Origin of the sequence: Pseudomonas sp. EA_65y_Pfl2_P78 (assembly GCF_963970495.1) — a bacterium.
In the GTDB taxonomy this organism is placed as follows: domain Bacteria; phylum Pseudomonadota; class Gammaproteobacteria; order Pseudomonadales; family Pseudomonadaceae; genus Aquipseudomonas; species Aquipseudomonas baetica_A.
In genome coordinates, this window is the sequence record NZ_CAXAON010000002.1 from 220,736 (window position 1) to 245,238 (window position 24,503).

22 protein-coding genes are annotated in these 24,503 nt (G+C 60.7%); 13 read left to right on the top strand and 9 right to left on the bottom strand.

Annotated elements, in window-relative coordinates; all coding sequences use genetic code 11:
- The first annotated feature begins 89 nt into the window (after window positions 1-89).
- The 10 genes from AACY02_RS02890 to pcaC all read left to right on the top strand — a co-directional run bounded on the left by AACY02_RS02890 (window position 90) and on the right by pcaC (window position 9,897).
- A complete protein-coding gene (locus AACY02_RS02890; protein ID WP_339430665.1) occupies window positions 90-1,436 on the top strand; it encodes an MFS transporter in 1,347 nt (448 codons plus the stop codon).
- Window positions 1,437-1,724: 288 nt separating this feature from the next.
- Window positions 1,725-2,582 (top strand): CoA transferase subunit A, encoded by an 858-nt coding sequence (locus tag AACY02_RS02895; RefSeq protein ID WP_339430666.1) that lies wholly within the window; start codon window positions 1,725-1,727, stop codon window positions 2,580-2,582.
- Entirely contained in the window at window positions 2,579-3,361 is a 783-nt protein-coding gene (locus AACY02_RS02900; protein WP_221731475.1) for a CoA-transferase subunit beta, read from the top strand. The genes AACY02_RS02895 and AACY02_RS02900 overlap by 4 nt, the downstream gene beginning before the upstream one ends.
- Entirely contained in the window at window positions 3,358-4,563 is a 1,206-nt protein-coding gene (gene pcaF, locus AACY02_RS02905) for a 3-oxoadipyl-CoA thiolase (protein ID WP_339430667.1), read from the top strand. The genes AACY02_RS02900 and pcaF overlap by 4 nt, the downstream gene beginning before the upstream one ends.
- A gap of 36 nt (window positions 4,564-4,599) precedes the next feature.
- The gene (gene pcaH / locus AACY02_RS02910; RefSeq protein WP_339430668.1) at window positions 4,600-5,304 is read left to right on the top strand and encodes a protocatechuate 3,4-dioxygenase subunit beta; all 705 of its coding nucleotides are present in this window, start codon (window positions 4,600-4,602) and stop codon (window positions 5,302-5,304) included.
- Window position 5,305: 1 nt separating this feature from the next.
- Window positions 5,306-5,872 (top strand): protocatechuate 3,4-dioxygenase subunit alpha, encoded by a 567-nt coding sequence (gene pcaG, locus AACY02_RS02915; RefSeq protein WP_339430669.1) that lies wholly within the window; start codon window positions 5,306-5,308, stop codon window positions 5,870-5,872.
- A gap of 113 nt (window positions 5,873-5,985) precedes the next feature.
- Complete coding sequence (locus AACY02_RS02920) at window positions 5,986-7,281, top strand: MFS family transporter (protein ID WP_339430670.1); 1,296 nt, start codon at window positions 5,986-5,988, stop codon at window positions 7,279-7,281.
- Window positions 7,282-7,326: 45 nt separating this feature from the next.
- Window positions 7,327-8,691 (top strand): 3-carboxy-cis,cis-muconate cycloisomerase, encoded by a 1,365-nt coding sequence (locus AACY02_RS02925; RefSeq protein WP_339430671.1) that lies wholly within the window; start codon window positions 7,327-7,329, stop codon window positions 8,689-8,691.
- Between the two features lie 11 nt (window positions 8,692-8,702).
- Entirely contained in the window at window positions 8,703-9,494 is a 792-nt protein-coding gene (gene pcaD, locus AACY02_RS02930) for a 3-oxoadipate enol-lactonase (protein ID WP_339430672.1), read from the top strand.
- Between the two features lie 10 nt (window positions 9,495-9,504).
- The gene (gene pcaC / locus AACY02_RS02935; RefSeq protein ID WP_339430673.1) at window positions 9,505-9,897 is read left to right on the top strand and encodes a 4-carboxymuconolactone decarboxylase; all 393 of its coding nucleotides are present in this window, start codon (window positions 9,505-9,507) and stop codon (window positions 9,895-9,897) included.
- 53 nt (window positions 9,898-9,950) lie between these two features.
- Here pcaC and AACY02_RS02940 read toward each other — a convergent pair whose 3' ends face one another.
- The 4 genes from AACY02_RS02940 to emhA all read right to left on the bottom strand — a co-directional run bounded on the left by AACY02_RS02940 (window position 9,951) and on the right by emhA (window position 17,306).
- The gene (locus AACY02_RS02940; RefSeq protein WP_339430674.1) at window positions 9,951-11,210 is read right to left on the bottom strand and encodes an OprD family porin; all 1,260 of its coding nucleotides are present in this window, start codon (window positions 11,208-11,210) and stop codon (window positions 9,951-9,953) included.
- A gap of 328 nt (window positions 11,211-11,538) precedes the next feature.
- Window positions 11,539-12,999, bottom strand: a complete 1,461-nt coding sequence (gene emhC / locus AACY02_RS02945; RefSeq protein WP_339430675.1) for an efflux RND transporter outer membrane subunit EmhC — start codon at window positions 12,997-12,999, stop codon at window positions 11,539-11,541.
- Window positions 12,996-16,145 carry an efflux RND transporter permease subunit EmhB gene (emhB, locus tag AACY02_RS02950; protein ID WP_339430676.1) on the bottom strand — a complete coding sequence of 1,050 codons (3,150 nt, stop codon included), beginning with the start codon at window positions 16,143-16,145 and terminating at the stop codon, window positions 12,996-12,998. Before emhB ends, emhC begins: the two co-directional genes overlap by 4 nt.
- Before the next feature lie 3 nt (window positions 16,146-16,148).
- Window positions 16,149-17,306 carry an efflux RND transporter periplasmic adaptor subunit EmhA gene (emhA, locus tag AACY02_RS02955; protein WP_339430677.1) on the bottom strand — a complete coding sequence of 386 codons (1,158 nt, stop codon included), beginning with the start codon at window positions 17,304-17,306 and terminating at the stop codon, window positions 16,149-16,151.
- 263 nt (window positions 17,307-17,569) lie between these two features.
- On the opposite strand from emhA, the gene emhR reads away from it, so the two are divergent.
- Window positions 17,570-18,202 (top strand): efflux system transcriptional repressor EmhR, encoded by a 633-nt coding sequence (emhR, locus tag AACY02_RS02960; protein ID WP_221731400.1) that lies wholly within the window; start codon window positions 17,570-17,572, stop codon window positions 18,200-18,202.
- A gap of 204 nt (window positions 18,203-18,406) precedes the next feature.
- On the opposite strand, the gene AACY02_RS02965 is transcribed toward emhR, so the two are convergent.
- The 3 genes from AACY02_RS02965 to AACY02_RS02975 are packed head-to-tail and all read right to left on the bottom strand — an operon-like array spanning window position 18,407 to window position 20,979.
- The gene (locus AACY02_RS02965) at window positions 18,407-19,456 is read right to left on the bottom strand and encodes an alkene reductase (protein WP_339430678.1); all 1,050 of its coding nucleotides are present in this window, start codon (window positions 19,454-19,456) and stop codon (window positions 18,407-18,409) included.
- Window positions 19,457-19,486: 30 nt separating this feature from the next.
- A complete protein-coding gene (locus tag AACY02_RS02970; protein ID WP_339430679.1) occupies window positions 19,487-20,653 on the bottom strand; it encodes an MFS transporter in 1,167 nt (388 codons plus the stop codon).
- A gap of 5 nt (window positions 20,654-20,658) precedes the next feature.
- Window positions 20,659-20,979 (bottom strand): ArsR/SmtB family transcription factor, encoded by a 321-nt coding sequence (locus tag AACY02_RS02975; protein WP_221731397.1) that lies wholly within the window; start codon window positions 20,977-20,979, stop codon window positions 20,659-20,661.
- Between the two features lie 168 nt (window positions 20,980-21,147).
- On the opposite strand from AACY02_RS02975, the gene AACY02_RS02980 reads away from it, so the two are divergent.
- A complete protein-coding gene (locus AACY02_RS02980; RefSeq protein ID WP_339430680.1) occupies window positions 21,148-21,732 on the top strand; it encodes an acyl carrier protein phosphodiesterase in 585 nt (194 codons plus the stop codon).
- A 50-nt stretch (window positions 21,733-21,782) separates the two neighbouring features.
- Here the strand turns inward: AACY02_RS02980 and AACY02_RS02985 are convergent, their stop codons facing one another.
- Window positions 21,783-22,574, bottom strand: a complete 792-nt coding sequence (locus tag AACY02_RS02985; protein WP_339430681.1) for a lysophospholipid acyltransferase family protein — start codon at window positions 22,572-22,574, stop codon at window positions 21,783-21,785.
- Window positions 22,574-23,329: an L-ornithine N(alpha)-acyltransferase gene (gene olsB / locus AACY02_RS02990; protein WP_339430682.1), complete on the bottom strand. Its 756-nt coding sequence runs from the start codon at window positions 23,327-23,329 to the stop codon at window positions 22,574-22,576. Before olsB ends, AACY02_RS02985 begins: the two co-directional genes overlap by 1 nt.
- A 153-nt stretch (window positions 23,330-23,482) precedes the next feature.
- Here olsB and AACY02_RS02995 point away from each other — a divergent pair, with 153 nt between their 5' ends.
- Window positions 23,483-24,361 (top strand): acyl-CoA dehydrogenase family protein, encoded by an 879-nt coding sequence (locus AACY02_RS02995; RefSeq protein ID WP_339430683.1) that lies wholly within the window; start codon window positions 23,483-23,485, stop codon window positions 24,359-24,361.
- Window positions 24,362-24,503 lie beyond the last annotated feature (142 nt).

Consider the following 24,503-nt stretch of genomic DNA (forward strand, 5'->3'; position numbering starts at 1 on the left):
AACGCCTGATTCACACCTTCTATTCTTGTGACCGTGCCGCTCTGTGGCCGGCCGCCGTTCGACTGCGTTTTTTGCGTGGAATAAAAATAATGAACCAGCCTCAGTCCGCTGTAGGTCAATGCCTCGACGTGCAGACCTTCATCAATGCCCAACCGATCTCGCGCTATCAATGGCGGGTGGTGATCCTGTGTTTTCTGATTGTGTTCCTCGATGGTCTCGACACCGCCGCGATGGGCTTCATTGCCCCGGCGTTGTCCCAGGACTGGGGCATCGATCGCGCCAGCCTCGGCCCGGTGATGAGCGCTGCGTTGATCGGCATGGTGTTTGGCGCCCTCGGTTCCGGCCCGCTGGCTGACCGTTTTGGGCGAAAAGTCGTACTGGTGGGCGCGGTCCTGCTGTTCGGTGCATTCAGCCTCGCGTCGGCGTACAGCAGTAATCTCGATCAACTGCTGGTGCTGCGCTTCTTGACCGGTCTGGGTCTTGGCGCCGGGATGCCCAACGCCACCACGCTGCTCTCGGAATACACCCCGGAGCGCAAGAAGTCGCTGCTGGTGACCAGCATGTTCTGCGGCTTCAACCTGGGTATGGCTGGCGGTGGATTCATTTCGGCAAAACTGATTCCAGCGTTCGGCTGGCACAGCCTGTTGCTGATCGGCGGGATTCTGCCGCTGATCCTCGCTGTCGTATTGCTGTTCTGGCTGCCGGAGTCGGCGCGCTATCTGGTGGTGCGTAACCGTGGCTCCGACAAGGTGCGCAAGACCTTGGCACCGATTGATCCTGTCGTCGTCGCCCAGGCCTCAAGCTTCAGCGTGCCGGAACAGAAAACCGTCAAGGCCCGCAACGTGTTCGCGGTGATTTTCTCTGGCACCTACAGCGCAGGCACGCTGCTGCTGTGGCTGACCTACTTCATGGGTCTGGTCATCGTTTACCTGCTGACCAGTTGGTTGCCGACGCTGATGCGTGACAGTGGCGCGAGCATGGAGCAGGCGGCGTTCATTGGCGCGTTGTTCCAGTTCGGCGGCGTGTTGAGCGCGGTCGCTGTGGGATGGGCGATGGATCGGTTCAATCCGCACAAGGTCATCGGCACGTTCTACCTGTTGGCCGGCGTGTTTGCCTACGCGGTAGGGCAGAGCCTGGGCAACATCACATTGCTGGCGACGCTGGTGCTGGTGGCGGGGATGTGCGTGAACGGTGCGCAATCGGCGATGCCTTCGCTGGCGGCGCGGTTTTATCCGACGCAAGGGCGGGCGACCGGGGTATCGTGGATGCTGGGGATTGGTCGTTTTGGCGCGATTCTCGGGGCCTGGATGGGCGCGACGCTGTTGGGCCTGGGCTGGAACTTTGAGCAGGTTTTGACGGCGTTGGTGATTCCGGCGGCGTTGGCGACGGCGGCAGTGCTGATCAAAGGGATGGTCAGTCACGCGGATGCGACGTGAGTTTAAAGGGTAAGAATATTTGTTGGATGTTCTGGCCTCTTCGCGAGCAAGCCCGTTCCCACATTGGAATGCATTTCAACCTGTGGGAGCGGGCTTGCTCCGAGCGGCGTTTCGGCGAAGCTTTTGCGGCCGATTGTTAGGGTGATAACAATCTGTTCGATAAACGAACACTCAGTCGATTATCGGATTGTTTGGCGATTTTCCCAGGCTTAATCTGCAGTGACTCCGGCGCTGAACCTCGCGCCTTTTTATCACTGGCGATTCATTACAAAAACGGGAGCCCGCTCCATGGCTGAGATCCTTTCGCTGCACGACGCGGTGAAGCAATTCGTCAACGACGGCGACACGGTCGCGCTCGAAGGCTTCACCCACCTGATCCCTACGGCAGCGGGTCATGAAATCATTCGTCAGGGCAAGAAAGATCTGACGCTGGTGCGGATGACGCCTGACCTGATCTACGACCAACTGATCGGCGCCGGTTGTGCACGCAAGCTGATTTTCTCCTGGGGCGGTAATCCCGGTGTGGGTTCGCTGCACCGTCTGCGCGACGCGGTCGAGAAGCAGTGGCCGCACCCACTGGAAATCGAAGAACACAGCCATGCCGACCTGGCCAATGCTTACGTGGCTGGCGCCTCTGGCCTGCCGTTCGCGGTGCTGCGGGCTTACGCCGGTTCCGACCTGCCGAAGGTCAATCCACTGATCAAGTCCGTCACTTGCCCGTTTACCGGTGAGGTGCTGGCAGCCGTGCCTTCGGTACGGCCGGACGTGACCGTGATCCACGCGCAGAAAGCCGATCGCCAAGGCAACGTTCTGTTGTGGGGCATTCTCGGTGTGCAGAAAGAAGCGGCACTGGCAGCCAAACGCTGCATCGTCACCGTGGAAGAAATCGTCGACGACCTCAAGGCTCCGATGAACGCCTGTGTCCTGCCGACCTGGGCCCTGAGCGCGGTTTGCCACGTACCGGGCGGTGCGCATCCGTCCTACGCCCACGGTTACACCGAACGCGACAATCGTTTCTATCAGGCGTGGGATCCGATCGCCCGTGACCGTGGGACGTTTACCGCATGGATCAACGAATACATCCATGGCTGCGCTGACTTCAGCGAGTTCCAGGCCAAGTTGGCCGCTGCTTCGGAGGCCAAATAATGACGTACTCCACCAACGAAATGATGACCGTCGCGGCGGCCCGTCGCTTGAAGAACGGTTCGGTGTGCTTCGTCGGCATCGGCCTGCCGTCGAAAGCGGCAAACCTGGCGCGCCTGACGTCATCGCCGGACGTGGTGCTGATTTACGAATCGGGCCCGATTGGCGCCAAGCCCAGTGTGTTGCCGCTGTCCATCGGGGACGGTGAGTTGGCGGAAACCGCTGACACCGTCGTACCGACCGGTGAGATTTTTCGCTATTGGTTGCAGGGCGGGCGCATCGACGTCGGTTTTCTCGGCGCGGCGCAAGTGGACCGTTTCGGCAACATCAACACCACCGTAGTTGGCGATTATCACGCACCGAAAGTGCGCTTGCCGGGTGCCGGTGGCGCGCCGGAAATTGCCGGTTCGGCGAAGAGTGTGTTGATCATCCTTAAACAGTCGGCGCGTTCGTTTGTCGACAAGCTCGACTTCATCACCTCAGTCGGTCATGGCGAGGGTGGCGATTCACGCAAGCGTCTGGGCCTGCCGGGGGCCGGGCCGGTGGGCATCATTACCGACCTGTGCATCATGGAGCCGGAAGCGGGGACTCACGAGTTCGTGGTCACCGCGCTGCATCCGGGCGTCACCCGCGAGCAAGTGGTTGCCGCCACCGGTTGGGCGATCCGGTTTGCCGACGACGTTGAAACGACTGCGGCACCGACTGACGTCGAACTGACCGCGCTGCGTGATCTCGAAGCGCGCACCGCCGCCGCCCATGGCCAGGCACCGGGAGAAGCATGATGCGTGATGTGTATATCTGCGATGCGATTCGTACGCCCATCGGCCGTTTCGGCGGTGGTTTGTCTGCCGTGCGTGCCGATGATCTCGCCGCCGTGCCGATCAAGGCGCTGATGGAGCGCAATCCGTCTGTGGACTGGAGCGCGATCGACGAGGTATTCCTCGGCTGCGCCAACCAGGCCGGCGAAGACAACCGTAACGTCGCACGTATGGCGCTGCTGCTGGCTGGCTTGCCGGAAACCGTTCCGGGCGTAACGCTCAATCGTCTCTGCGCTTCGGGCATGGATGCGATTGGTACGGCGTTCCGCGCCATCGCCAGCGGTGAGATGGAGTTGGCGATTGCCGGCGGCGTCGAGTCGATGTCCCGCGCGCCGTTCGTGATGGGCAAGGCCGACGCGGCGTTCTCTCGCAACATGAAACTGGAAGACACCACGATTGGCTGGCGTTTCATCAACCCTTTGATGAAAGCTCAGTACGGCGTCGATGCGATGCCGCAGACCGCTGATAACGTTGCCGACGACTATAAGGTGTCGCGTGCGGATCAGGACGCTTTCGCCCTGCGCAGCCAGCAACGGACTGCCGCCGCGCAGGCCGCCGGCTACTTCGCTGAAGAGATCGTCGAAGTGCGGATCGCCCACAAGAAGGGCGAAACCGTGGTCAGTCAGGATGAACACCCGCGTGCGGACACGACACTTGAAGCGTTGGCCAAACTCAAACCGGTCAACGGCGTGGACAAAACCGTCACCGCCGGCAATGCCTCGGGCGTTAACGATGGCGCCGCGGCGTTGATTCTGGCCTCGGCTCACGCCGTGAAAAAACATGGCCTGACTGCCCGCGCCAAAGTGCTGGGCATGGCCAGTGCCGGTGTCGCGCCACGCGTGATGGGCATCGGCCCGGTGCCAGCGGTTCGTAAACTGATCGAACGGCTCGGCGTGGCGGTCAGCGATTTCGACGTGATTGAGCTCAACGAAGCGTTCGCCAGCCAAGGCTTGGCGGTGCTGCGTGAGCTGGGGCTGGCGGATGACGCCGCAAAGGTCAACCCCAACGGTGGCGCGATTGCCCTGGGGCACCCGTTGGGCATGAGCGGTGCGCGGCTGGTGCTGACTGCGTTGCATCACTTGGAAAAGACCGGTGGCAAGAAAGGTCTGGCGACCATGTGCGTCGGTGTCGGCCAAGGCCTGGCCCTGGCCATCGAGCGCGTCTGACGCGCAGCGGCAAGAAAAAGAACTGAGGAAAGCGAAATGACTGACAAGCCTGGTTACCGTCGCCCGCAGGAAGGCACCCAGCCTGAGTACCTGCACCCGACCTACCAATCCACCAATTTGCGCTCGCCGTCGAAGCCTTTGGTGTATCTGCCACATTCGTTGTCGGAGATCACCGGGCCGACCATCGGTGCCGAGCGTGTGGCTGAAACCGACAACGATCTGACGGCTCAGCACAGCGGCGAACCGCAGGGCGAGCGCATCATCATCCACGGCCGGGTCCTGGATGAAAACGGTCTGCCGGTGCCAGGGATTCTGGTGGAGATCTGGCAGGCCAACGCCGCCGGTCGCTACAACCACCCGCGCGACCTGCACGACGCACCGCTGGACCCGAATTTCACCGGCACCGGCCGCACCGTGACCGACGCCGACGGCTGGTACCAGTTCCAGACCATCAAGCCCGGCGCCTATCCGTGGGGCAACCACCACAATGCCTGGCGCCCGGCGCACATCCACTTTTCGCTGTTCGGGCCGAGCATCCTCACCCGGCTGGTGACGCAGATGTATTTCCCCGGCGATCCGCTGCTGGCCTACGACCCGATCTACAACTGTGTACCGGACACGTCGGCCAAGGAGCGTCTGATCGCTGCTTTCGATCTGGAAAAAACCATTCCTTCCTATGCTCTCGGTTACCGCTGGGACATCGTGCTGCGCGGCCGTGAAGCCACGCCGATGGAGAAGTAAGATGACCCTGACTGCAACCACGTCCCACACCGTCGGGCCGTATTACCACATCGGCCTGACCTGGCTGAACCGCGAGAACCTGGCCGTCGAACAAACCCTCGGCGAGCGCGTGGCGATCACCGGGCAAGTCGTCGATGGCAACGGCGACATCGTCAACGACGCCATGCTTGAAGTCTGGCAAGCCAATGCGGCCGGCAAATACGACCATCCGGAAGACGAACAGGACAAACCGCTGGACCCGCACTTCGAAGGTTTCGGCCGCGTACCGGTGGATGCCGAAGGACGCTTTCGTTTCACCACGATCAAACCGGGCACGGTCGAGGGTTTGAAGGGCTCGACCCAGGCGCCGCATCTGGTGGTGTTGGTGTTTGCTCGCGGGTTGGTCAAGCACTTGCTGACGCGGATTTACTTCGAGGGCGACCCGGCGAACGTGAATGATCCACTGCTCGAATGCGTACCGGCCGAGCGCCGTGGGACATTGCTGGCCAAGCCGGATGCGGCGGGTGTCTATCAGTGGAATGTGGTTCTGCAAGGCACTGACGCCGAAACGGTGTTCTTCGATTATTGAAGAACGCCTCCCCGCTGATCGTCCCCGCGCTCTGCGGGGGACGGATATCTCTGTGGAACGGGAGTGTTGCAAAGTATGTCTAGACTCTCACTGTCCCTATTGAATGAAAAACAATGACAACCATCACTTCCCATTACACCGGCGAAGAGCGCAGCAAGCGTATCTTCGCCATCGTCGGTGCCTCGTCCGGCAACCTTGTCGAATGGTTCGACTTCTACGTCTACGCCTTTTGCGCGATCTATTTCGCCCCGGCGTTTTTCCCCTCCGACAACCCCACGGTGCAGTTGGTCAACACCGCGGGCGTGTTCGCCGCCGGGTTCCTGATGCGACCGATTGGTGGCTGGATCTTCGGTCGTCTGGCGGACAAGAAGGGCCGCAAGGCCTCGATGATGATCTCGGTACTGATGATGTGCTTCGGCTCGTTGCTCATCGCCTGTCTGCCGACCTATAACACCATCGGCGTATGGGCGCCGTTGCTGCTGTTGTTCGCGCGGTTGCTGCAAGGGCTGTCGGTGGGCGGCGAGTACGGCACCACGGCGACGTACATGAGCGAAGTGGCGCTCAAGGGGCAGCGCGGGTTTTTCGCCTCGTTCCAGTATGTGACGTTGATTGGCGGGCAATTGTTGGCGGTGTCGCTGGTGGTGATCCTGCAACAGTTCCTGACGGAAGAAGACCTGCGTGCTTATGGCTGGCGGATTCCGTTTGTGGTCGGCGCGGCGGCGGCGGTGATTTCCTTGCTGCTGCGACGTTCGCTGAAAGAAACCAGCAGCAAGCAAATGCGTGAAAACAAGGACGCCGGCAGCATCACCGCGTTGTTCCGTGACCACAAAGCGGCGTTCATTACTGTGCTGGGTTACACCGCGGGTGGTTCGCTGATTTTCTACACGTTCACCACTTACATGCAGAAGTACCTGGTGAACACTGCTGGCATGCATGCCAAGACCGCCAGCTACATCATGACCGGCGCACTGTTCCTGTATATGTGCATGCAGCCGCTGTTCGGCATGCTCGCCGACAAGATTGGCCGACGTCATTCGATGCTCTGGTTCGGCGCGCTCGGCACGCTGTTGACCGTGCCGATCCTGCTGACGCTCAAAAGCGTCAGCAGCCCGTTCCTGGCCTTTGTGCTGATCACGCTGGCACTGGCCGTCGTGAGTTTCTACACCTCGATCAGCGGTCTGGTGAAAGCCGAAATGTTCCCGCCCGAGGTGCGCGCCCTTGGCGTTGGCCTGGCGTATGCGGTGGCGAACGCGATCTTCGGCGGTTCGGCGGAATTCGTCGCTTTGAGCCTGAAAGCCGGCGGCATGGAAAACGCCTTCTACTGGTACGTTACGCTGATGATGGCGGTGGCCTTCCTGTTCAGCCTGCGCTTGCCGAAACAGGCTAAATATTTGCACCACGACCTCTAACCCGAAACGCGCGGGCCAATGTGGCCCGCGCCAGCAAGGACTTCTATGACTCAGCGACCGGGCAATCAATTGTTCGATGCCTATTTCACTGCCCGCGATATGCGCGACGTGTTCTGCGATCAGGGCCGGGTGCAGGCGATGCTCGACTTCGAAGCGGCGCTGGTCCGGGCCGAAGCGCGTGTGGGGTTGATTCCGACGAGCGCTGTTTCACCCATTGAAAACGCCTGCAACGCCGGGCTCTATGACTTCGCCGCGTTGGGCGAGGCGATTGCCACGGCGGGCAATTCGGCGATTCCATTGGTCAAGGCGTTGGGCAAGCAGATCGCCGCAACGGATGCCGAGGCCGAGCGTTATGTGCATTTGGGCGCCACCAGTCAGGACGTAATGGATTGCGGGTTGGTACTGCAATTGCGTCAGGCGTTGGCGTTGATCGAACGTGATCTGGCACAACTGGCGAGCTCGTTGGCGGTCCAGGCACAACGCCACGCCGCAACACCGCTGGCCGGGCGCACCTGGTTGCAGCACGCGACACCGGTGACCCTCGGCATGAAGATCGCTGGATGGCTGGGCGCCGTCACGCGCAGTCGTCAACGTCTGCGCGAACTCAAGCCACGTTTGCTGGTGCTGCAATTCGGCGGCGCGTCGGGGACACTCGCGGCGCTCGGTGAACAGGCCTTGCCGATTGCCCAAGCCTTGGCCCAAGAGCTGCAACTGACCATGCCGGAACAACCGTGGCACACCCAGCGCGATCGCGTGGTCGAGTTTGGCGCGGCACTGGGATTGATCGCCGGCAGCCTCGGCAAGCTCGGGCGCGACATCAGCCTGTTGATGCAGACCGAAGTGGCGGAAGTTTTCGAACCCTCGGCGCCGGGGAAGGGCGGTTCTTCGACCATGCCGCACAAACGCAACCCGGTTGGGGCTGCGGTGCTGATCGGCGCGGCGACGCGGGTGCCGGGCCTGGTCTCGACATTGTTCAGTGCCATGCCTCAGGAACACGAGCGTAGCCTCGGTCTGTGGCATGCCGAATGGGAAACCCTGCCCGAGATTTGCTGCCTCGTTTCGGGATCACTGCAACAGGCGCGATTGCTCGCTGACGGCCTGGAAGTGGACGCTGCCCGTATGGCCCGTAACCTCGAATTGACTCTAGGGCTGGTGCTGGCCGAAGCGGTCAGTATCGTCCTCGCGCAACGGGTCGGTCGCGACACCGCGCATCACTTGCTCGAACGATGCTGCAAACGTGCGGTGGCCGAGCAACGGCATCTGCGTGCCGTGCTCGGTGACGAGCCAGAAATCACCGCCCAACTGAGCAATGCTGAACTGGATCACTTACTCAACCCCGCCCACTACCTCGGACAGGCACACGTCTGGGTCGAACGGGCGGTGGCCGAACACAACGCTTTGACTGTCTGAAGGAGACGGCTGTGGCTTTCGTTCAACTCGCCGATGGCGAACTGCACTACACCATTGAAGGCCCGGTCGATGCGCCGGTGCTGGTGCTGTCCAACTCCCTGGGTACCGACCTGCACATGTGGGATGCGCAAATGCCGGCGTTCACCGAGCATTTTCGTGTGTTGCGGTTCGACACCCGTGGCCACGGCCAATCGCTGGTGACGCCGGGGCCGTACAGCATCGAGCAATTGGGCCGCGACGTGCTGGCGCTGCTGGATGCGCTGCACATTGAGCGCGCGCATTTCTGCGGACTGTCGATGGGCGGGCTGATCGGTCAGTGGCTGGGGATCAATGCCGGTCATCGTCTGCACAAACTGATTGTGTGCAACACCGCGGCGAAGATCGGCGATCCATCGGTGTGGAATCCACGCATCGAGACCGTGCTGCGTGACGGCCCGGCAGCGATGATTGCACTGCGTGATGCGTCGATTGCCCGTTGGTTCACGCCTGATTTTTCCGCTGCCAATCCGGTTGCGGCGAAGAATATCACTGACATGCTCGCGGCGACGTCGCCTGAAGGTTATGCGGCCAATTGCGCGGCGGTGCGTGATGCCGATTTTCGAGAGCAACTGGCCTCGATCATTGTGCCGTTGCTGGTGATCGCCGGCACTGAAGATGCGGTCACGCCGCCGTCTGGCGGGCGTTTCATTCAGGAACACGTACACGGGGCCGAGTACGCCGAGTTCTACGCGGCGCATTTGTCCAACGTACAGGCCGGTGCGGATTTCAGTGATCGCGTGTTGGCGTTTTTTCAGGCTGACTGAGGACGTTTTTGTGGACGAGAAACAACGTTACGACGAAGGCATGCAAGTGCGCCGTGCGGTGCTGGGCGATGCTCACGTTGATCGCAGCCTGACCGCGCTGACCGAGTTCAACTCGGAATTCCAGGAGATGATCACTCGCCACGCCTGGGGTGATATCTGGACGCGTCCGGGGTTGCCTCGCCATACCCGCAGCCTGGTCACCATCGCCATGCTGATCGGCATGAACCGCGAAGGTGAGCTCAAACTGCACCTTCGGGCCGCAGCCAATAACGGCGTGAGCCGTGGCGAGATCAAGGAAGTGATCATGCAGAGCGCGATTTATTGCGGGATTCCGGCGGCGAATGCCACTTTTCATCTGGCCGAATCGGTTTGGGATGAACTGGGCGTTGAGTCCCGAGAGTAATCCAGCCTGCTCCCCCAGTTTAAAAACGATCAACCGGGGGAGCAGGCGTGCGGTTACAGCAAGCTGATCGGATAGCTGACGATCAAACGGTTCTCGTCGAACTCGTTGTTGCTGAAGTCGCGGCGGATGGTCGAGTTGCGCCACTTGACGTTCAAATCCTTGAGCGTGCCGCTTTGTACGGTGTAACCCAGTTCCGATTCGCGTCCCCATTCCTTGCCATCGGTGGTGGATGCGGTATGCACATTGTCGCCGCTGATGTAGCGGTTCATCAGGGTCAGGCCCGGCACGCCGAGGGCCGCGAAATTGTAGTCGTGGCGCAGTTGCCAGGAGCGTTCCTGGGCATTGTCATAACTGGCGTTGTAGCTGTCGTTGGCCAAGGTGCCGCCGCTGGTGCCGTTGACCCGCATCCACGCGCTGTCGCCGGTGAGTTTTTGCAGGCCGATATAGAAGGTGTTGCCGCCGTATTTGGCTGAGAACAGACCCGACCAGGTCTTGTTGTCCAGATCGCCAGCGCGGGCGCTGCCGTCGTCCTTGCCGTAGAAAAAACCGAGGTTGGCGCCCAGGGTCCAGTCGCCCAGCGGCTGGCTGTGGATCAGGTTGATGTATTGCTGGCTGTAGATGTCCTTGAGTTCGGCATTCCACACACCGATCTGTGTGCGTTTTTCATTGAACACATATTCGCCGCCCTGAAAGTTGAAGCGATCGGAGGTGAACGCCGCTCTGCCGGACATCGACATGTCGTTCATGCTGCTGTCGTCGCGCGGGCTGTTGGCGCGGAACTGGCCGCCGTAGAGTGTCAGGCCATCGATTTCCTTCGAGGTGATCTGGCCACCTCGAAAGGTTTGCGGCAGCGAGCGACCGTCGTCCGAACGCAGGATGGGCAGCACCGGCATCCACTCGCCGACTTTCACTTCTGTCTGGGAAAACTTCGCTTTGAACGCCACGCTGGTGCGCCCGAAGTTGTCCGCCGGGCGACCGTCATGATCCAGCGGCAATAACTGCGTACCCCCCGTGCCTTTACCGCCATCGAGCTTCACCGAATAGAGGCCCAGCACGTCCATGCCGAAACCGACGGTGCCTTGAGTGAAGCCGGACCTGGCGTCGAGGATGAAGCTTTGTGTCCACTCTTCAGCCTTGCCCTGAGCCTTGGTCGGGTTGGTGAAGTTACGGTTGATGTAGAAGTTGCGCAGGTTCAGGTTGACCTTCGCGCCTTCAACAAATCCGGCTTCTTCAGCCGTGGCGGGCAGTGCGGCGCCGGCCAGGGCCAGGGCGATCAAACCGGGGAATACGTAAGGCGCAGGGGAGGCTGTCATGGATTGGGTCTCTCTGGTTTTTATAGTCGAGCGGGTGCGCTGCCGCCGCTTTCAGGGGGCAGACATGGAATGCAATGGGGAGATCAAGCGAAGGCAATCAGCCAGACAGGGCAGGGCGCGGGGGCATGTTGTCGAACCTGTTGTTATTGGTTTTGTGGAGCGAATGGTGCGGGGCGCGGCAGTGGGGTTTCAATTGGGGAAAGCGGGTTTTGGGCGATTATCGAACGCAAGATTAATTGCGGCTTTGTGGTGGTTGTGCCGGCCCCACGACTTTCCTGCCGGCAACAAAAAGCCCGCCAAATGGCGGGCTCTTGTATTCACCGGATGATCAGAACAGCTTCATCTTCGGTGCTTCTTCTTTCAGCGGTTCGTTCTGCGCGGTTTGCGCATTCCAGCCACCGCCCAGGGCCTTGTACAGGTTGACCGCACTGGTCAGCTGCGCGAGGCGGTCGGTGATCAGCGACTGTTGCGCGCTGAACAACTGACGCTGGGCATCGAGGAAGGTCAGGTTGCTGTCGACGCCGATGCGATAACGACGTTCGGCCAGGCGGTAGTAATCCTGGTTGGCCTGTACAAAGTCACGCTGCGCTTGCAACTGATCGGTGTAGGTCTGGCGGGCGGCCAGGCCATCGGCGACTTCCTGGAAGCCGGTTTGAATCGCCTTCTCGTAGTTCGCCACGCCGATGTCCTTCTGGATCTTGGCGTAGTCGAGGCTGGCGCGCAGGCTGCCGGCGTTGAAGATCGGCAGGTTGATCTGCGGCTGGAACAGCCACGTACCCGAACCGCCCTTGAACAGGCCGGACAGATCCGGGCTCAGGCTGCCCGCGTTGGCGGTCAGGCTGATGCTCGGGAAGAACGCTGCCCGCGCTGCGCCGATGTTGGCGTTGGCGGCCTTCAGGTTGTACTCGGCTTGCATGATGTCCGGACGACGTTGCAGCAGATCCGAGGGCAGACCGGGCGGTACGTCGCTGAGCAGGTCGTCGGCCAGCGGTTTGGCCGCTTGCAGATTGGCCGGGATACCGGTGCCGAGCAGCAGGGTCAGGCTGTTTTCATCCTGCGCGACCTGACGGGTATAACGCGCCAATTGGGCACGGGCGTTTTCCACCGAGGTACGCGACTGAGCCAGATCCAGTGCCGAAGCGACACCGACTTCATTGCTGCGGCTGGTCAGCTTAAAGCTTTCTTCGAAGGCACCGAGGGTGTCTTGCGTCAGCTTGAGCAGTTCTTTGTCGGCCTGCCAGGTCATATACGCATTGGCGACGCTGGCAACCAGGCTGATCTGGGTGCTGCGGCGCGCTTCTTCGGTGGCGAAGTATTGTTGCAGCGCTTGTTCGCTCAGGCTGCGAACCCGACCGAACAGGTCGAGTTCGTAGGCACTGACGCCGACCGTGGCGGAGTAGGAGCTGCTGATCATCGACTCGCCGGTCTGCGACGCACGCGCCGGCAGACGCTGACGACTGCCGCTGCCATTGGCCGAAACCGCCGGGAACAGGTCGGCGCGCTGGATGCGGTACTGGGCCGCATAAGCGTCGATGTTCAGTGCCGCAACACGCAGGTCGCGGTTGTTTTCCAGCGAGACCTGGATCAGCTGTTGCAGGGCCGGGTCATGGAAAAACTGCTTCCAGCCCTGCTCGGCAGCAGCTTGCGCCGGTGCCTGGGCCGGCGAATACGCCGGGCCCTGTGGGTACTGGCCTGCGACCGGAGCCTCAGGCTGCTGATAATCAGGTATCAGCGAGCAACCGCTCAGCACGAAGGCGGCGACTGCGAGGGAGAGTAGCGACTTGCTCATTGGCCAGCCTCTTTAGGAGTTTCTTTGGCGTCATCCTTGCCGGCGTTTTTGCGCTGGCCAATGGACGACACGGTGACGAAGAACAGTGGGACCCAGAAGATCGCCAGGATCGTGGCCGTAAGCATACCGCCGATTACGCCAGTACCGATCGCATGTTGACTGCCTGAACCTGCGCCGGTGGAGATCGCCAACGGTACAACACCGAGTACGAAGGCCAGCGAGGTCATGATGATCGGTCGCAGACGCATGCGGCACGCTTCAATCGCCGCATCGCGCAGACTGCGCCCTTGCTCATGCAGTTCCTTGGCGAATTCGACGATCAGAATGGCGTTTTTAGCCGCCAGACCGATAGTCGTCAACAGGCCCACCTGGAAGTACACGTCGTTGGACAGACCGCGCAGGCTGGTGGCCAACAGTGCACCGATGATCCCCAGTGGCACCACGAGCATGACCGCGATCGGAATCGACCAGCTTTCATACAGCGCCGCCAGACACAGGAACACCATCAGCAGCGACAGGGCGTACAGCGCTGGCGCTTGCGAGCCCGACAGACGTTCCTCGTAGGACAGACCGGTCCAGGAGATACCGACGCCGGCCGGCAGCTTCTTGGCAATCGCTTCGACTTCGGCCATCGCTTCACCGGTGGAGTAACCCGGCGCCGGAGAGCCGAGCACTTCCATCGCTTCTACGCCGTTGTAACGGGCCAGTTTCGGCGAGCCATAGATCCACTCGCCTTTGGCGAAGGCGGAGAACGGCACCATGGTCCCGGCACTGTTGCGTACGTACCACTTCTTCAAGTCTTCAGGGCTCATGCGAGCGCCAGCCTGACCTTGCACGTAAACCTTCTTGACCCGACCACGGTCGATGAAGTCGTTGACGTAGCTACTACCGAAGGAAATCGACAGCGTGCTGTTGATGTCGGAAAGGCTCAAACCAAGGGCTCGGGCTTTCTCGTCATCGATTTCCAGATGGTATTGCGGTTCGTCGTTCAGGCCGTTCGGACGTACTTGGTAGAGCACCTTGCTCTGCGCCGCGAGACCGAGGAACTGGTTACGTGCTTGCATCAGTTTTTCGTGACCGATACCGGCGCGGTCCTGCAGGAACACGTCGAAACCGGTGGCGTTACCCAATTCCAGTACCGCTGGCGGGGCGAAGGCAAACACCATCGCATCGCGGAAACTGAAGAAGTGTTGTTGGGCACGCTGTGCAAGCGCGAACACGCTGTTGCTGGCGTCACGTTCGTGCCACGGCTTGAGCATGATGAACGCCAGACCCGAACTCTGACCGCGACCGGCGAAGTTGAAACCGTTCACGGTGAACACCGACGCCACTGCGCCTGCCTCTTTATCCAGCAGGTAGGAACGCATCTCGTCGACGACGACTTGGGTGCGTTCGGCACTGGAACCGGCCGGGGTTTGCACCTGCGCGAACAATACGCCTTGGTCTTCTTCCGGCAGGAACGCGGTTGGAATGCGAGTGAACAGCCAGATCATGCCGACAACAATCAGCAAATAGGCCAACAGATACGGGGCTTTGCGCTGCAGCATGTTGCCGACACCGCGCTCATAACTTCTGACACCACGGTCGAAGTTGCGGTTGAACCAGCCGAAGAAACCTTTTTTCGGTGTGTCGTGTTCACCTTTCGCAATCGGTTTGAGCATGGTGGCGCACAGCGCCGGGGTGAAAATCAGCGCAACCAGTACCGACAGGGCCATCGCCGAAACGATGGTGATCGAGAACTGCTTGTAGATCACACCCGTGGAGCCGCTGAAGAACGCCATCGGCAGCAGTACCGCCGACAGAACCAGGGCGATACCGACCAATGCGCCCTGGATCTGGCCCATGGACTTTTTGGTCGCTTCCTTCGGGGACAAGCCTTCTTCGGCCATCACGCGCTCGACGTTTTCCACCACGACGATCGCGTCGTCCACCAGCAAGCCGATGGCCAGCACCATACCGAACATGGTCAGCGTGTTGATGCTGAAACCGGCGGCAGCGAGGATGCCGAACGTGCCGAGCAATACCACCGGCACGGTCATCGTGGTGATGACGGTGGCGCGGAAGTTCTGCAGGAACAGGAACATCACCAGGAACACCAGTACGATCGCTTCAACCAGGGTTTCAACCACACCCTTGATCGACTCGGTCACCACCGGGGTGGTGTCATACGGGAACACCACTTCCATGCCTTGCGGGAAGAACGGCTTGAGATCGTCAATCGTTTTGCGCAGCGCTTTGGCTGTATCGAGGGCGTTGGCACCGTTGGCCAGTTTCACCGCCAGACCGGAAGCCGGTTTGCCGTTGAACTGGGCAGAAATGCTGGAGTTCTCTCCGCCCAGGCGCACGTCAGCAACGTCGCCGACACGCACTTGCGAACCATCCTGATTGACCTTCAGCAGAATAGCCTTGAACTGCTCGGCCGTTTGCAGACGGGTCTTGCCGATGATCGTGGCGTTCAGTTGCTGGCCAGGCAGCGCCGGCAAACCACCGAGCTGACCGGAGGAAACCTGAACGTTCTGCGACGAAATCGCGGCACTGACATCAGACGGGGTCAGGCTGTACTTGTTCAACTTGGCCGGGTCGAGCCAGATGCGCATCGCGTACTGGGCACCGAAGACCTGGAAGTCACCGACACCGGCAGTGCGCGAGATCGGGTCCTGCATGTTCGACACGATGTAGTTGGACAGGTCGTCCTTGTTCATGCTGCCGTCGCTCGACACCACGCCGATCACCATGAGGAAGTTTTTCACTGCCTTGGTCACACGGATACCTTGTTGCTGCACTTCCTGCGGCAACAGCGGAGTCGCGAGGTTCAGTTTGTTCTGAACCTGCACCTGCGCGGTGTCGGAGTTGGTGCCTTGCTCGAAGGTCGCGGTGATGGTCATGCTGCCGTCGGAGTTACTTTCCGACGACACATAACGCAGGTTGTCGATACCGTTGAGCTGTTGTTCGATCACCTGAACCACGGTGTCCTGCACGGTTTGCGCCGAAGCGCCCGGGTAGGTCACGGAGATCGCAATGGCCGGTGGCGCAATGCTCGGGTACTGGTTGATCGGCAACTTGAGGATCGATAGTGCCCCGACCAGCATGATCACCAAGGCAATTACCCAGGCGAAAATCGGACGGTCGATGAAGAATTTTGACATGGGTTACTCCCCTTTGCCGCCAGCGGCTTTGTCAGCTGCCTGTGCGGGGGCCGGGTTCTTGGTGTCAACATTGGTCGCTTCGGTCGGATTGACCTGAACACCAGGGCGCACGTATTGCAGCCCCTCGGTGATCAGACGATCGCCAGCCTTCAGGCCGTCTTCGATCAGCCATTTGCTGCCGACGGTGCGGCTGGCCTTGAGCTGACGCAGTTCGACCTTGTTGTCGGCGCCGACGACCAGTGCGGTCGGGGTGCCTTTGAGGTCGCGGGTCACGCCTTGTTGCGGCGCCAGAATGGCGGCGGCGTTGACACCAGCCTGCAACTGGGCGCGGACGAACATGCCAGGCAGCAGGGTGTGGTCGGGGTTCGGGAAGACCGCGCGCAGGGTTACCGAACCGGTAGTCGGATCGACCGATACTTCGGAGAATTCCAGCTTACCGTCGAGCTTGTACTGGCTGCCGTCTTCCAGGGTCAGCTTGACCGCTGCAGCGTTGTCGCCGGATTTTTGCAGACGACCGCTTTCCAGCTCGCGGCGCAGTTCCAGCAATTCAACTGACGACTGGGTCACATCGACGTAGATCGGGTCGAGCTGCTGGATCGTCGCCATGGCGTCGGTCTGGCCGTTGCTGACCAGCGCACCTTCGGTCACCGAAGAGCGGCCGATACGGCCGGAAATCGGCGCATAAACCTTGGTGTAACGCACGTTGATCTGCGCGCTTTGCAGCGACGCTTCCGATTGCATGCGGTTGGCCACGGCGGTGTCGTATTCCTGGCGGCTGACGGCCTGTTCATCGACCAGTTGCTTGTAGCGGTCGGAGATCGACTTGGTCGAACGCAGGTTGGCTTCGGCGCTTTTCAGGGTGGCTTCATAGACCGACGGATCGATCTGGTACAGCTGCTGGCCGGCTTTAACGTCACCGCCTTCCTTGAACAGTCGCTTGAGAATGATGCCGTTGACCTGAGGGCGAACTTCAGCGATGCGGAACGCACTGGTGCGGCCCGGCAGTTCGGACGTGAGGGTGAAGGCTTGTGGTTGCAGGGTGACGACGCCGACCTGAGGAGGCGGAGCGGCTGGGGCCGCTTCTTCCTTTTTACATCCGCTGAGCAGCGATGCCAGGGCGACGGCAGTGACCAGAGCGGTAACAGCTGGCTTGAATTGCATGAAAATCCTCGGGTCAGGCGCGCGAAAAGCGCACAAGAAGTGTGGAAGTAAAAAAAACTGCCGGGTGGATAAGTAGCTTGCTAATGAATATACTTACGTTCATGGTTGTTTGTAAACACCTTGGCGTCGTATCCACCCTGTTACAAAAAACGTCGCAAGGTTCGAAATTGTAGGCCGGGGAGTCGATCCGCGAGAGATCGCCCCCTCTTTATTCAGCGGATATTCAGCCATCCCTGAAACATCCTGTTTGAGGTTTTACTGTCATGGTCCGTCGTACCAAAGAGGAAGCTCAAGAAACCCGCAGCCAGATTCTGGAAGCGGCAGAGAAAGCCTTCTATGAAAGGGGCGTCGCTCGTACGACGCTGGCGGATATAGCGAGCATGGCCGGCGTCACGCGCGGCGCCATATATTGGCATTTCAGCAACAAGGCCGACCTGGTCCAGGCCATGCTCGATAGCTTGCACGAGCCGCTGGATGAACTGGCCAAGGCCAGTGAGAGCGAGGATGAACTCGACCCGCTGGGCTGCATGCGTAAGCTGCTGATTCATTTGTTTCATCAAGTTGCTCTGGACCCGAAGACCCGGCGTATCAACGAAATTCTGTTTCATAAGTGCGAATTCACCGATGAAATGTGCGATCTGCGCCAGCAGCGCCGGACGGCCAGTCTCGATTGCAATGTGCGTATCGGGCTGACCCTGCGTAATGCGGTGAATCGCGGCCAGTTGCCAGAAGATCTCGACACTGCCCGAGCGGCCATCAGCATTCATGCTTATATCGATGGCCTCCTGTATGGCTGGCTGTTGGCCCCGGACAGCTTCGAACTGCATGCCGAAGCCGAGCGCTGGGTCGATACAGGGTTGGACATGCTGCGCCTGAGCCCCAGTTTGCGCCGATGAAAACAAGCGCGTAATGGGCACAGCTTATGTCAATTGGCCCGTTTTTATATACGTTTGCGGTTCGCAGTTTATCGGTAGCCAGCCACGCATTTTGTAGGGAATTTGTGTCGCCTGTGTGAAGGAATGTTAGCGGCCCCAATACCGGGCCCCAAGAAAAAGCCCCGGCTCTTGCGAGTCGGGGCTTTTGCGTTCCTGCATTAAGAGTTACAGCGTCGGATAGTCGATGTAGCCAACCGGGCCTTTGCCGTAAAACAGCTCAGGACGCGGCTCGTTCAGCGGCGCATCGGCCTTCAGGCGTGCCGGCAAATCCGGGTTGGCAATGAATGGCACGCCGAACGCCACGGCGTCAGCCTTGCCGGCCGCCAGCCAGGCATTGGCGCTGTCCTTGGTGAAGCGTTCGTTGGCGATGTACGGGCCACCGAAAGCTGCTTTGAGTTGCGGGCCGAGGCTGTCGGCGCCTTCTTTCTCGCGGGAGCAGATAAACGCGATGCCACGTTTGCCCAGCTCGCGAGCCACGTAAGTGAAGGTTTCAGCCAGATTGTCGTCGCCCATGTCGTGGGAGTCCGCGCGCGGTGCCAGGTGAACACCAACACGCCCTGCGCCCCAGACTTCGATGGCGGCGTCAGTCACTTCCAGCAACAGGCGGGCACGGTTTTCCAGGGAACCACCGTAGTTGTCGGTGCGCTGGTTGGTGCTGCTTTGCAGGAACTGGTCGAGCAGATAACCGTTGGCACCGTGGATTTCCACACCGTCGAAACCGGCGGCTTTGGCATTCTCGGCACCGGTGCGGTAGGCGTCGACGATGTCGGCGATCTCAGCGGTTTCCAGTGCGCGTGGGGTTGGGTAGTCGGCCAATGGGCGCACCAGGCTGACGTGACCTTTGGGCTGGATGGCGCTCGGTGCGACCGGCGCCTCACCGTTGAGGTACGAGGGGTGAGAAATCCGGCCGACGTGCCACAGTTGCAGGAAAATCTTGCCGCCAGCGCCGTGAATGGCTTTGGTCACGTTGGCCCAGCCGCGCACTTGATCGTTCGACCAGATGCCTGGGGTGTCCGGGTAACCGACGCCCATCGGTGTCACCGAAGTCGCTTCGCTCAGAATCAGGCCGGCAGAGGCGCGCTGCACGTAATACTCGGCCATCAGCGCGTTCGGCACGCGGCCTTCGTCGGCGCGGCAACGGGTCAGCGGGGCCATGATGATGCGATTGGACAGCTCGACGTCGCCCAGTTTGATCGGATCGAAAATAGTTGCCATGTGTACAACCCTCGTCAGTGAAGTGGTTAATCAGTGGGTAGCAGGAGCCAGACCGGCATTGCCGTTCTGACGGAAAGTAATCAGGGTCACCAGCAGGGCGAGCACTGCCAGGGCGGCTGCGGCCAGAGGCACGCTGGTCAGCCCGAAACCGTGGGCGATAACGCTGCCGCCGACCCAGGCGCCGAGGGCGTTACCGACGTTGAAGGCGCCGATATTCAGGGTCGACACCAGATTCGGTGCAGCCTTGCCGAAGGTCACCACGTTGATTTGCAGGGCCGGCACGGCAGCGAAGGAAGCGGTCGCCCAGAGGAACAGGGTGATTTCAGTCGGGATCAGCGCGACGCTGGTCCAGCTCAGCACAGTGGAAACCACTGCCATCGCCACGAACACGCCGATCAGGGTGGCGCCCAGGCGTTTGTCTGCCAGTTTGCCGCCGATGATGTTGCCGACCGTCAAACCGAGGCCGATCAACAGCAGGGTCCAGGTCACGCCTTTTGGCGAAACACCGGTGACATCGCCAAGCAGCGGGGCGACGTAGGTGAAGAGGGTGAACATCGAGGCTGCGAACAGCGCGGTCATGCTCAGCGACAGCCAGATGCCGGCGCCTTTGAGGGCGGCGAGTTCGGCGCGCATGTCGAGTTTTTCTTCGTCACGCTTGGCCGGCAGGAAGCGGATCAGGCCGATCAGCGCAATCACACCGATGACGGTCACTGCCCAGAAGGTCGAACGCCAGCCGGCTTCCTGACCCAGCGCAGTCCCCAACGGCACTCCCAGCACGTTGGCCAGGGTCAGGCCGGTGAACATCAACGCGACTGCCGAAGCGCGTTTGTTCGGTGCCACCAGACCGGCCGCCACCACCGAGCCGATACCGAAGAATGCACCGTGGCACAGCGCGGTGACGACACGGGCAAACATCAGCACGTTGTAATCACCTGCAATGGCGCAGAGCAGGTTGCCGACAATGAAGATGCCCATCAACGCAACCAATGCAGCCTTGCGCGGCAGTTTGGCGGTGGCCAGTGCCATGAACGGCGCACCGATGGCCACGCCCAAGGCGTAACCGGTCACCAGCCAGCCGGCGCCCGGGATCGACACACCGAGGTCGGCCGCCACATCGGGCAGCAGGCCCATGATGACGAACTCGGTGGTGCCGATGGCGAAGGCGCTCAAGGCCAGAATAAGTAGCGAGAGGGGCATGTGCATCAATTCCTTGGGGGAGCGCTGAGCTCTTTGACGATGGCGTCGAGGAACGCCTGAATCACGTCCTCGTTGCGCTTGAAGAAGTTCCACTGACCGGCCTTCTGGCTGCTGATCAGCCCGGCGCGTTGCAGCGTGGCGAGGTGGGCGGACACCGTCGACTGCGACAGGCCGCAGCGCTGGTCGATCTGCCCGGCACAGATGCCGTACTCGTGGTTGTGAATCTGTTCCGGAAACTGGACTTTGGGGTCTTTCAGCCAGATGAGGATGTCTCGTCGTACTGGGTGTGCCAGGGCTTTTATTATTTCGTCGAGGTCGAGGTTCATGGCTTGGGCTCGTGATGTCTGTAGCGCTATATCGCGATGAGGCGAACTTTAAATCGGTATTTCGCGATATACCAATATGTTTTTGATCTGACGACCGTATAAATCGGTATATCGGGTTATAACGATACATTGAGTTTAACGATGAAGGCGCAGTGCTAAGCTGCGCCCATGAACTATCTCGCACATTTGCACCTCGGTGGCCAGCGCCCGGGCCAATTACTCGGCAGTTTGTATGGCGACTTCGTCAAAGGCCGGCTGCAGGGGCAGTTTGCGCCGGAGGTCGAGGCGGCCATCCAGTTGCACCGGCGGATTGATGTCTTCACTGATCGCCATCCGCAGGTGGACGTCGCGTTGCGGCGGTTTTGCGCTACTCGAAGACGTTATGCCGGGATCGTCCTCGACGTGTTTTTCGACCATTGTCTGGCGCGAGACTGGCGTTTGTACGCCGAGCAGCCGCTGGAGCAGTTCACGACGGACGTCTATCGGGTGCTATCGCTTGAGCGACAACTGCCCGAGCGTCTGGCGAAGATCGCGCCGCACATGGTTGCCAATGACTGGCTGGGGTCGTATCAGGAGTTTGAAGTGCTGGAGCAGGTGTTGCGCGGGATCTCCCGACGCTTGACCCGGCCGCAAGAGCTGGCGGGTGCGATGCAGGAATTGCGGCGTTTGTATGAGCCGTTGAGTGAGGATTTTGCGTTGTTCTACCCACAACTTCAGGATTTCGCCCGACACGCCGAGCCCTTGAAAACCTGATGTGGGAGCTTGCTCCCACAGGGGGCACGGCCGCTGTGGGAGCCTGTGTATCAGGCCGCGATTGCCGGGCGCATCGGGGTCTGTTGGGTGTCCGGGATCGCCCCAAACAACGCCTTCTGCACCGCCTGCTGTGCCTCGAACGCCAGCGCCGCCCGCTCGCGCCCCTGACAGGCAATCGGCTTGAGCAGATGCACTTCGACATCGCCGCAGTCATTGCTGAACAGACGCATCAAGTGCGACAGCAGGTCATCGTCACCAATGAACGGTGCCAACGCGTCGATTTCACCGTCACGCAGATAACGGATCGCTACCGGTTGCAGCATCACCTCGGAATCAATCGCCGCCGACAACAGGCGACCATGAAAGGTGCGCAGCGAACGGCCGTCGGTGGTGGTGCCTTCCGGGAACATCAGCAGCGGATGGTCGGTTTGCAGGTGACGGGTCATCTGCTTGCGGATCAACTGGCTATCGCCCGAACCCCGGCGGATGAACAGGCTGCCGGCCTTCGCCGCGAGCCAACCGGCGACCGGCCAGGTGCGTACTTCGGCCTTGGACAGAAACGACAGCGGCGTGAGCATGCCGAGCAGCGGAATATCCGTCCATGAAACGTGGTTGCTGACCCACAGCATCGGCTGTTTCGGCAGCTCGCCGTGAACGCTCACGCGAAAGGGCAGGGCGTTGCTCAGGCGCGCCATGAAAAAGCGCGACCAGCGCTGCCGGCGCTCCATCGAATGGGCCAGGCCAATGCGCTCAAACATCCCGAAAACACTGGCCATGGTCAACCCCAGCGTCACCACCAGCAGCACTCGCGCGACTCGCGCGTACACCCGCAAACGGCGCATTACACCGCTGCCTTGAAGTGCTTGGCGTAGCGCGGGCAGAGTTCATCGCGCTTGAGCAGGATGAACACGTCGGCGACCTGGAAGTCTTCGTCCCAGCACGGCTCGCCGCAGATTTTCGCGCCCAGGCGCATATAGGCCTTGAGCAGCGGCGGCATTTCAGCAATCACGTTGGAGGGAATATCCAGGGCCGGCAGCGGATTTTTCGGCTCGGCACGCAAATGTTCGGTGCACAGATAACGTTCACGCAGACGCTGCATGATCGCGTGAGCCTGCACGCCGCCGTCCTGCATCGGGATGCTCGCGCAGCCCATCAAATAGCTGTATCCGCCCTGATTGAGCACTTCGGCCAGTTCGCCCCACAGCACGGCGATGGTGCCGCCGTTGCGGTAGGCCGGGTCGACGCAGGTGCGGCCGATTTCCAGGATCGGGCCTTTCAAATGCGCCAGGCCATGCAGGCTGAATTCTTCTTCGCTGTAGAACTTGCCCAGGCTGCTGGCGGCGGTGTGGTCGAGCAAACGAGTGGTCGCCACCAGGCGGCCGGTGTTCAGGTCTCGCACACCGATGTGGCTGCAGTGAACATCATAATCATCCATGTCCAGACCTCGTTCAGCGCCTTTCAGTTTGGCGTTGAACTCGCCGCTGAAGACGTTGAAGCGCAAGGCCTGGGCTTGCTGCAAGGCCTCGGCGCCGATCAGGCGTTCGGCTTGCAGGCGGCGTTCATTGCCGGTGTCGCTGATGCGGGCGATCTGAGTCATGTGAATCTCCGTACGGGCCTTTAACCCGTCGTGGGTTGCAGCCGATCGACTTTCTTTATGCAGCCGTGTTGTGCAAAGTCAGGCTATGTAGCCCCGGTGTCATCGCCATGAACGTTTGGTGATGCTTATATGACAACCCACGAGGAGCCTCTTATGCCTTGGCCCGATCTGCTTGAAAGCCGTGAACGATTGCCCGTCGTTGCTGACCTGGCGGAAGGTTTTGCGGCGTTGTTGCACACGCTGGGCAACGTCACGCCGTTCGAATTGGCGGTGGCGGGAGGGCGGTTGATGGCAACGCCGGGGCTGGCGTTTCTGGTCGGTTATCAAGCGGCGTTGCGCATGCTTTGGCCCAGCGCACCGCTGAGCCTTGGGGCGTTGTGTGCGACTGAACAGCGCAGTTTGCGCCCGGCGGATATGCAAACGCGGCTGACCGATTTGCATCTGAGCGGGCGCAAGGATTTCGTCACCGCTGGCGATGCGGCGGACTGGCTGCTGATCGCCGCGCGCAGTGAAGAACCCGGCCAGACGCCGCGCCTGAGCCTGGCGGTGGTGTATCCCGGCGAACCCGGTGTGCGTGTGGAAAAACTGCCGGCGCTGCCGTTGATGCCGGACATCAGCCATGGTCGGCTCCACCTCGATGGCGCCCTGTGCGAATTGCTCGCCGGGGATGGCTGGGATGCTTACGTCAAACCGTTCCGCACCCTGGAAGATGTCTATGTGTTGAGTGCGATGACCGCGTGGTTGTATGGCGTCGGGCAGGACAGCGATTGGCCACAAGCGCTGCAATTACGCTTGCTGGCGTTGTTGGCCGGGTGTGCCGAAATGAGTCGCCAGCCACCCAATACCCGGGCCGGGCATGTGTTGCTGGGTGGGTTGTTTGCGCAGTTTGACGCGCTCAAGCCTGAAGTCGATCTAGCGTTGAGCGAGGGACATTCCGAGTGGGCGGCGATGTGGCAGCGTGATCAAGGCGTGATGCAATTGGCTTCGGGGGCCAGGGCCAAGCGGTTGGCCAAGGCTTTGGCGCAGGCCTGACCGGCCTCTTCGCGAGCACGCCCGCTGCCACAGTTTGATTGCATTTCAACTGAAGGAACTCGAACACTTGCTCGCGAAGAGGCCCTGAAAACACCACACATCTGTCATAAACCCCGACTACCCTCAGCAGGTTATTTTCAAG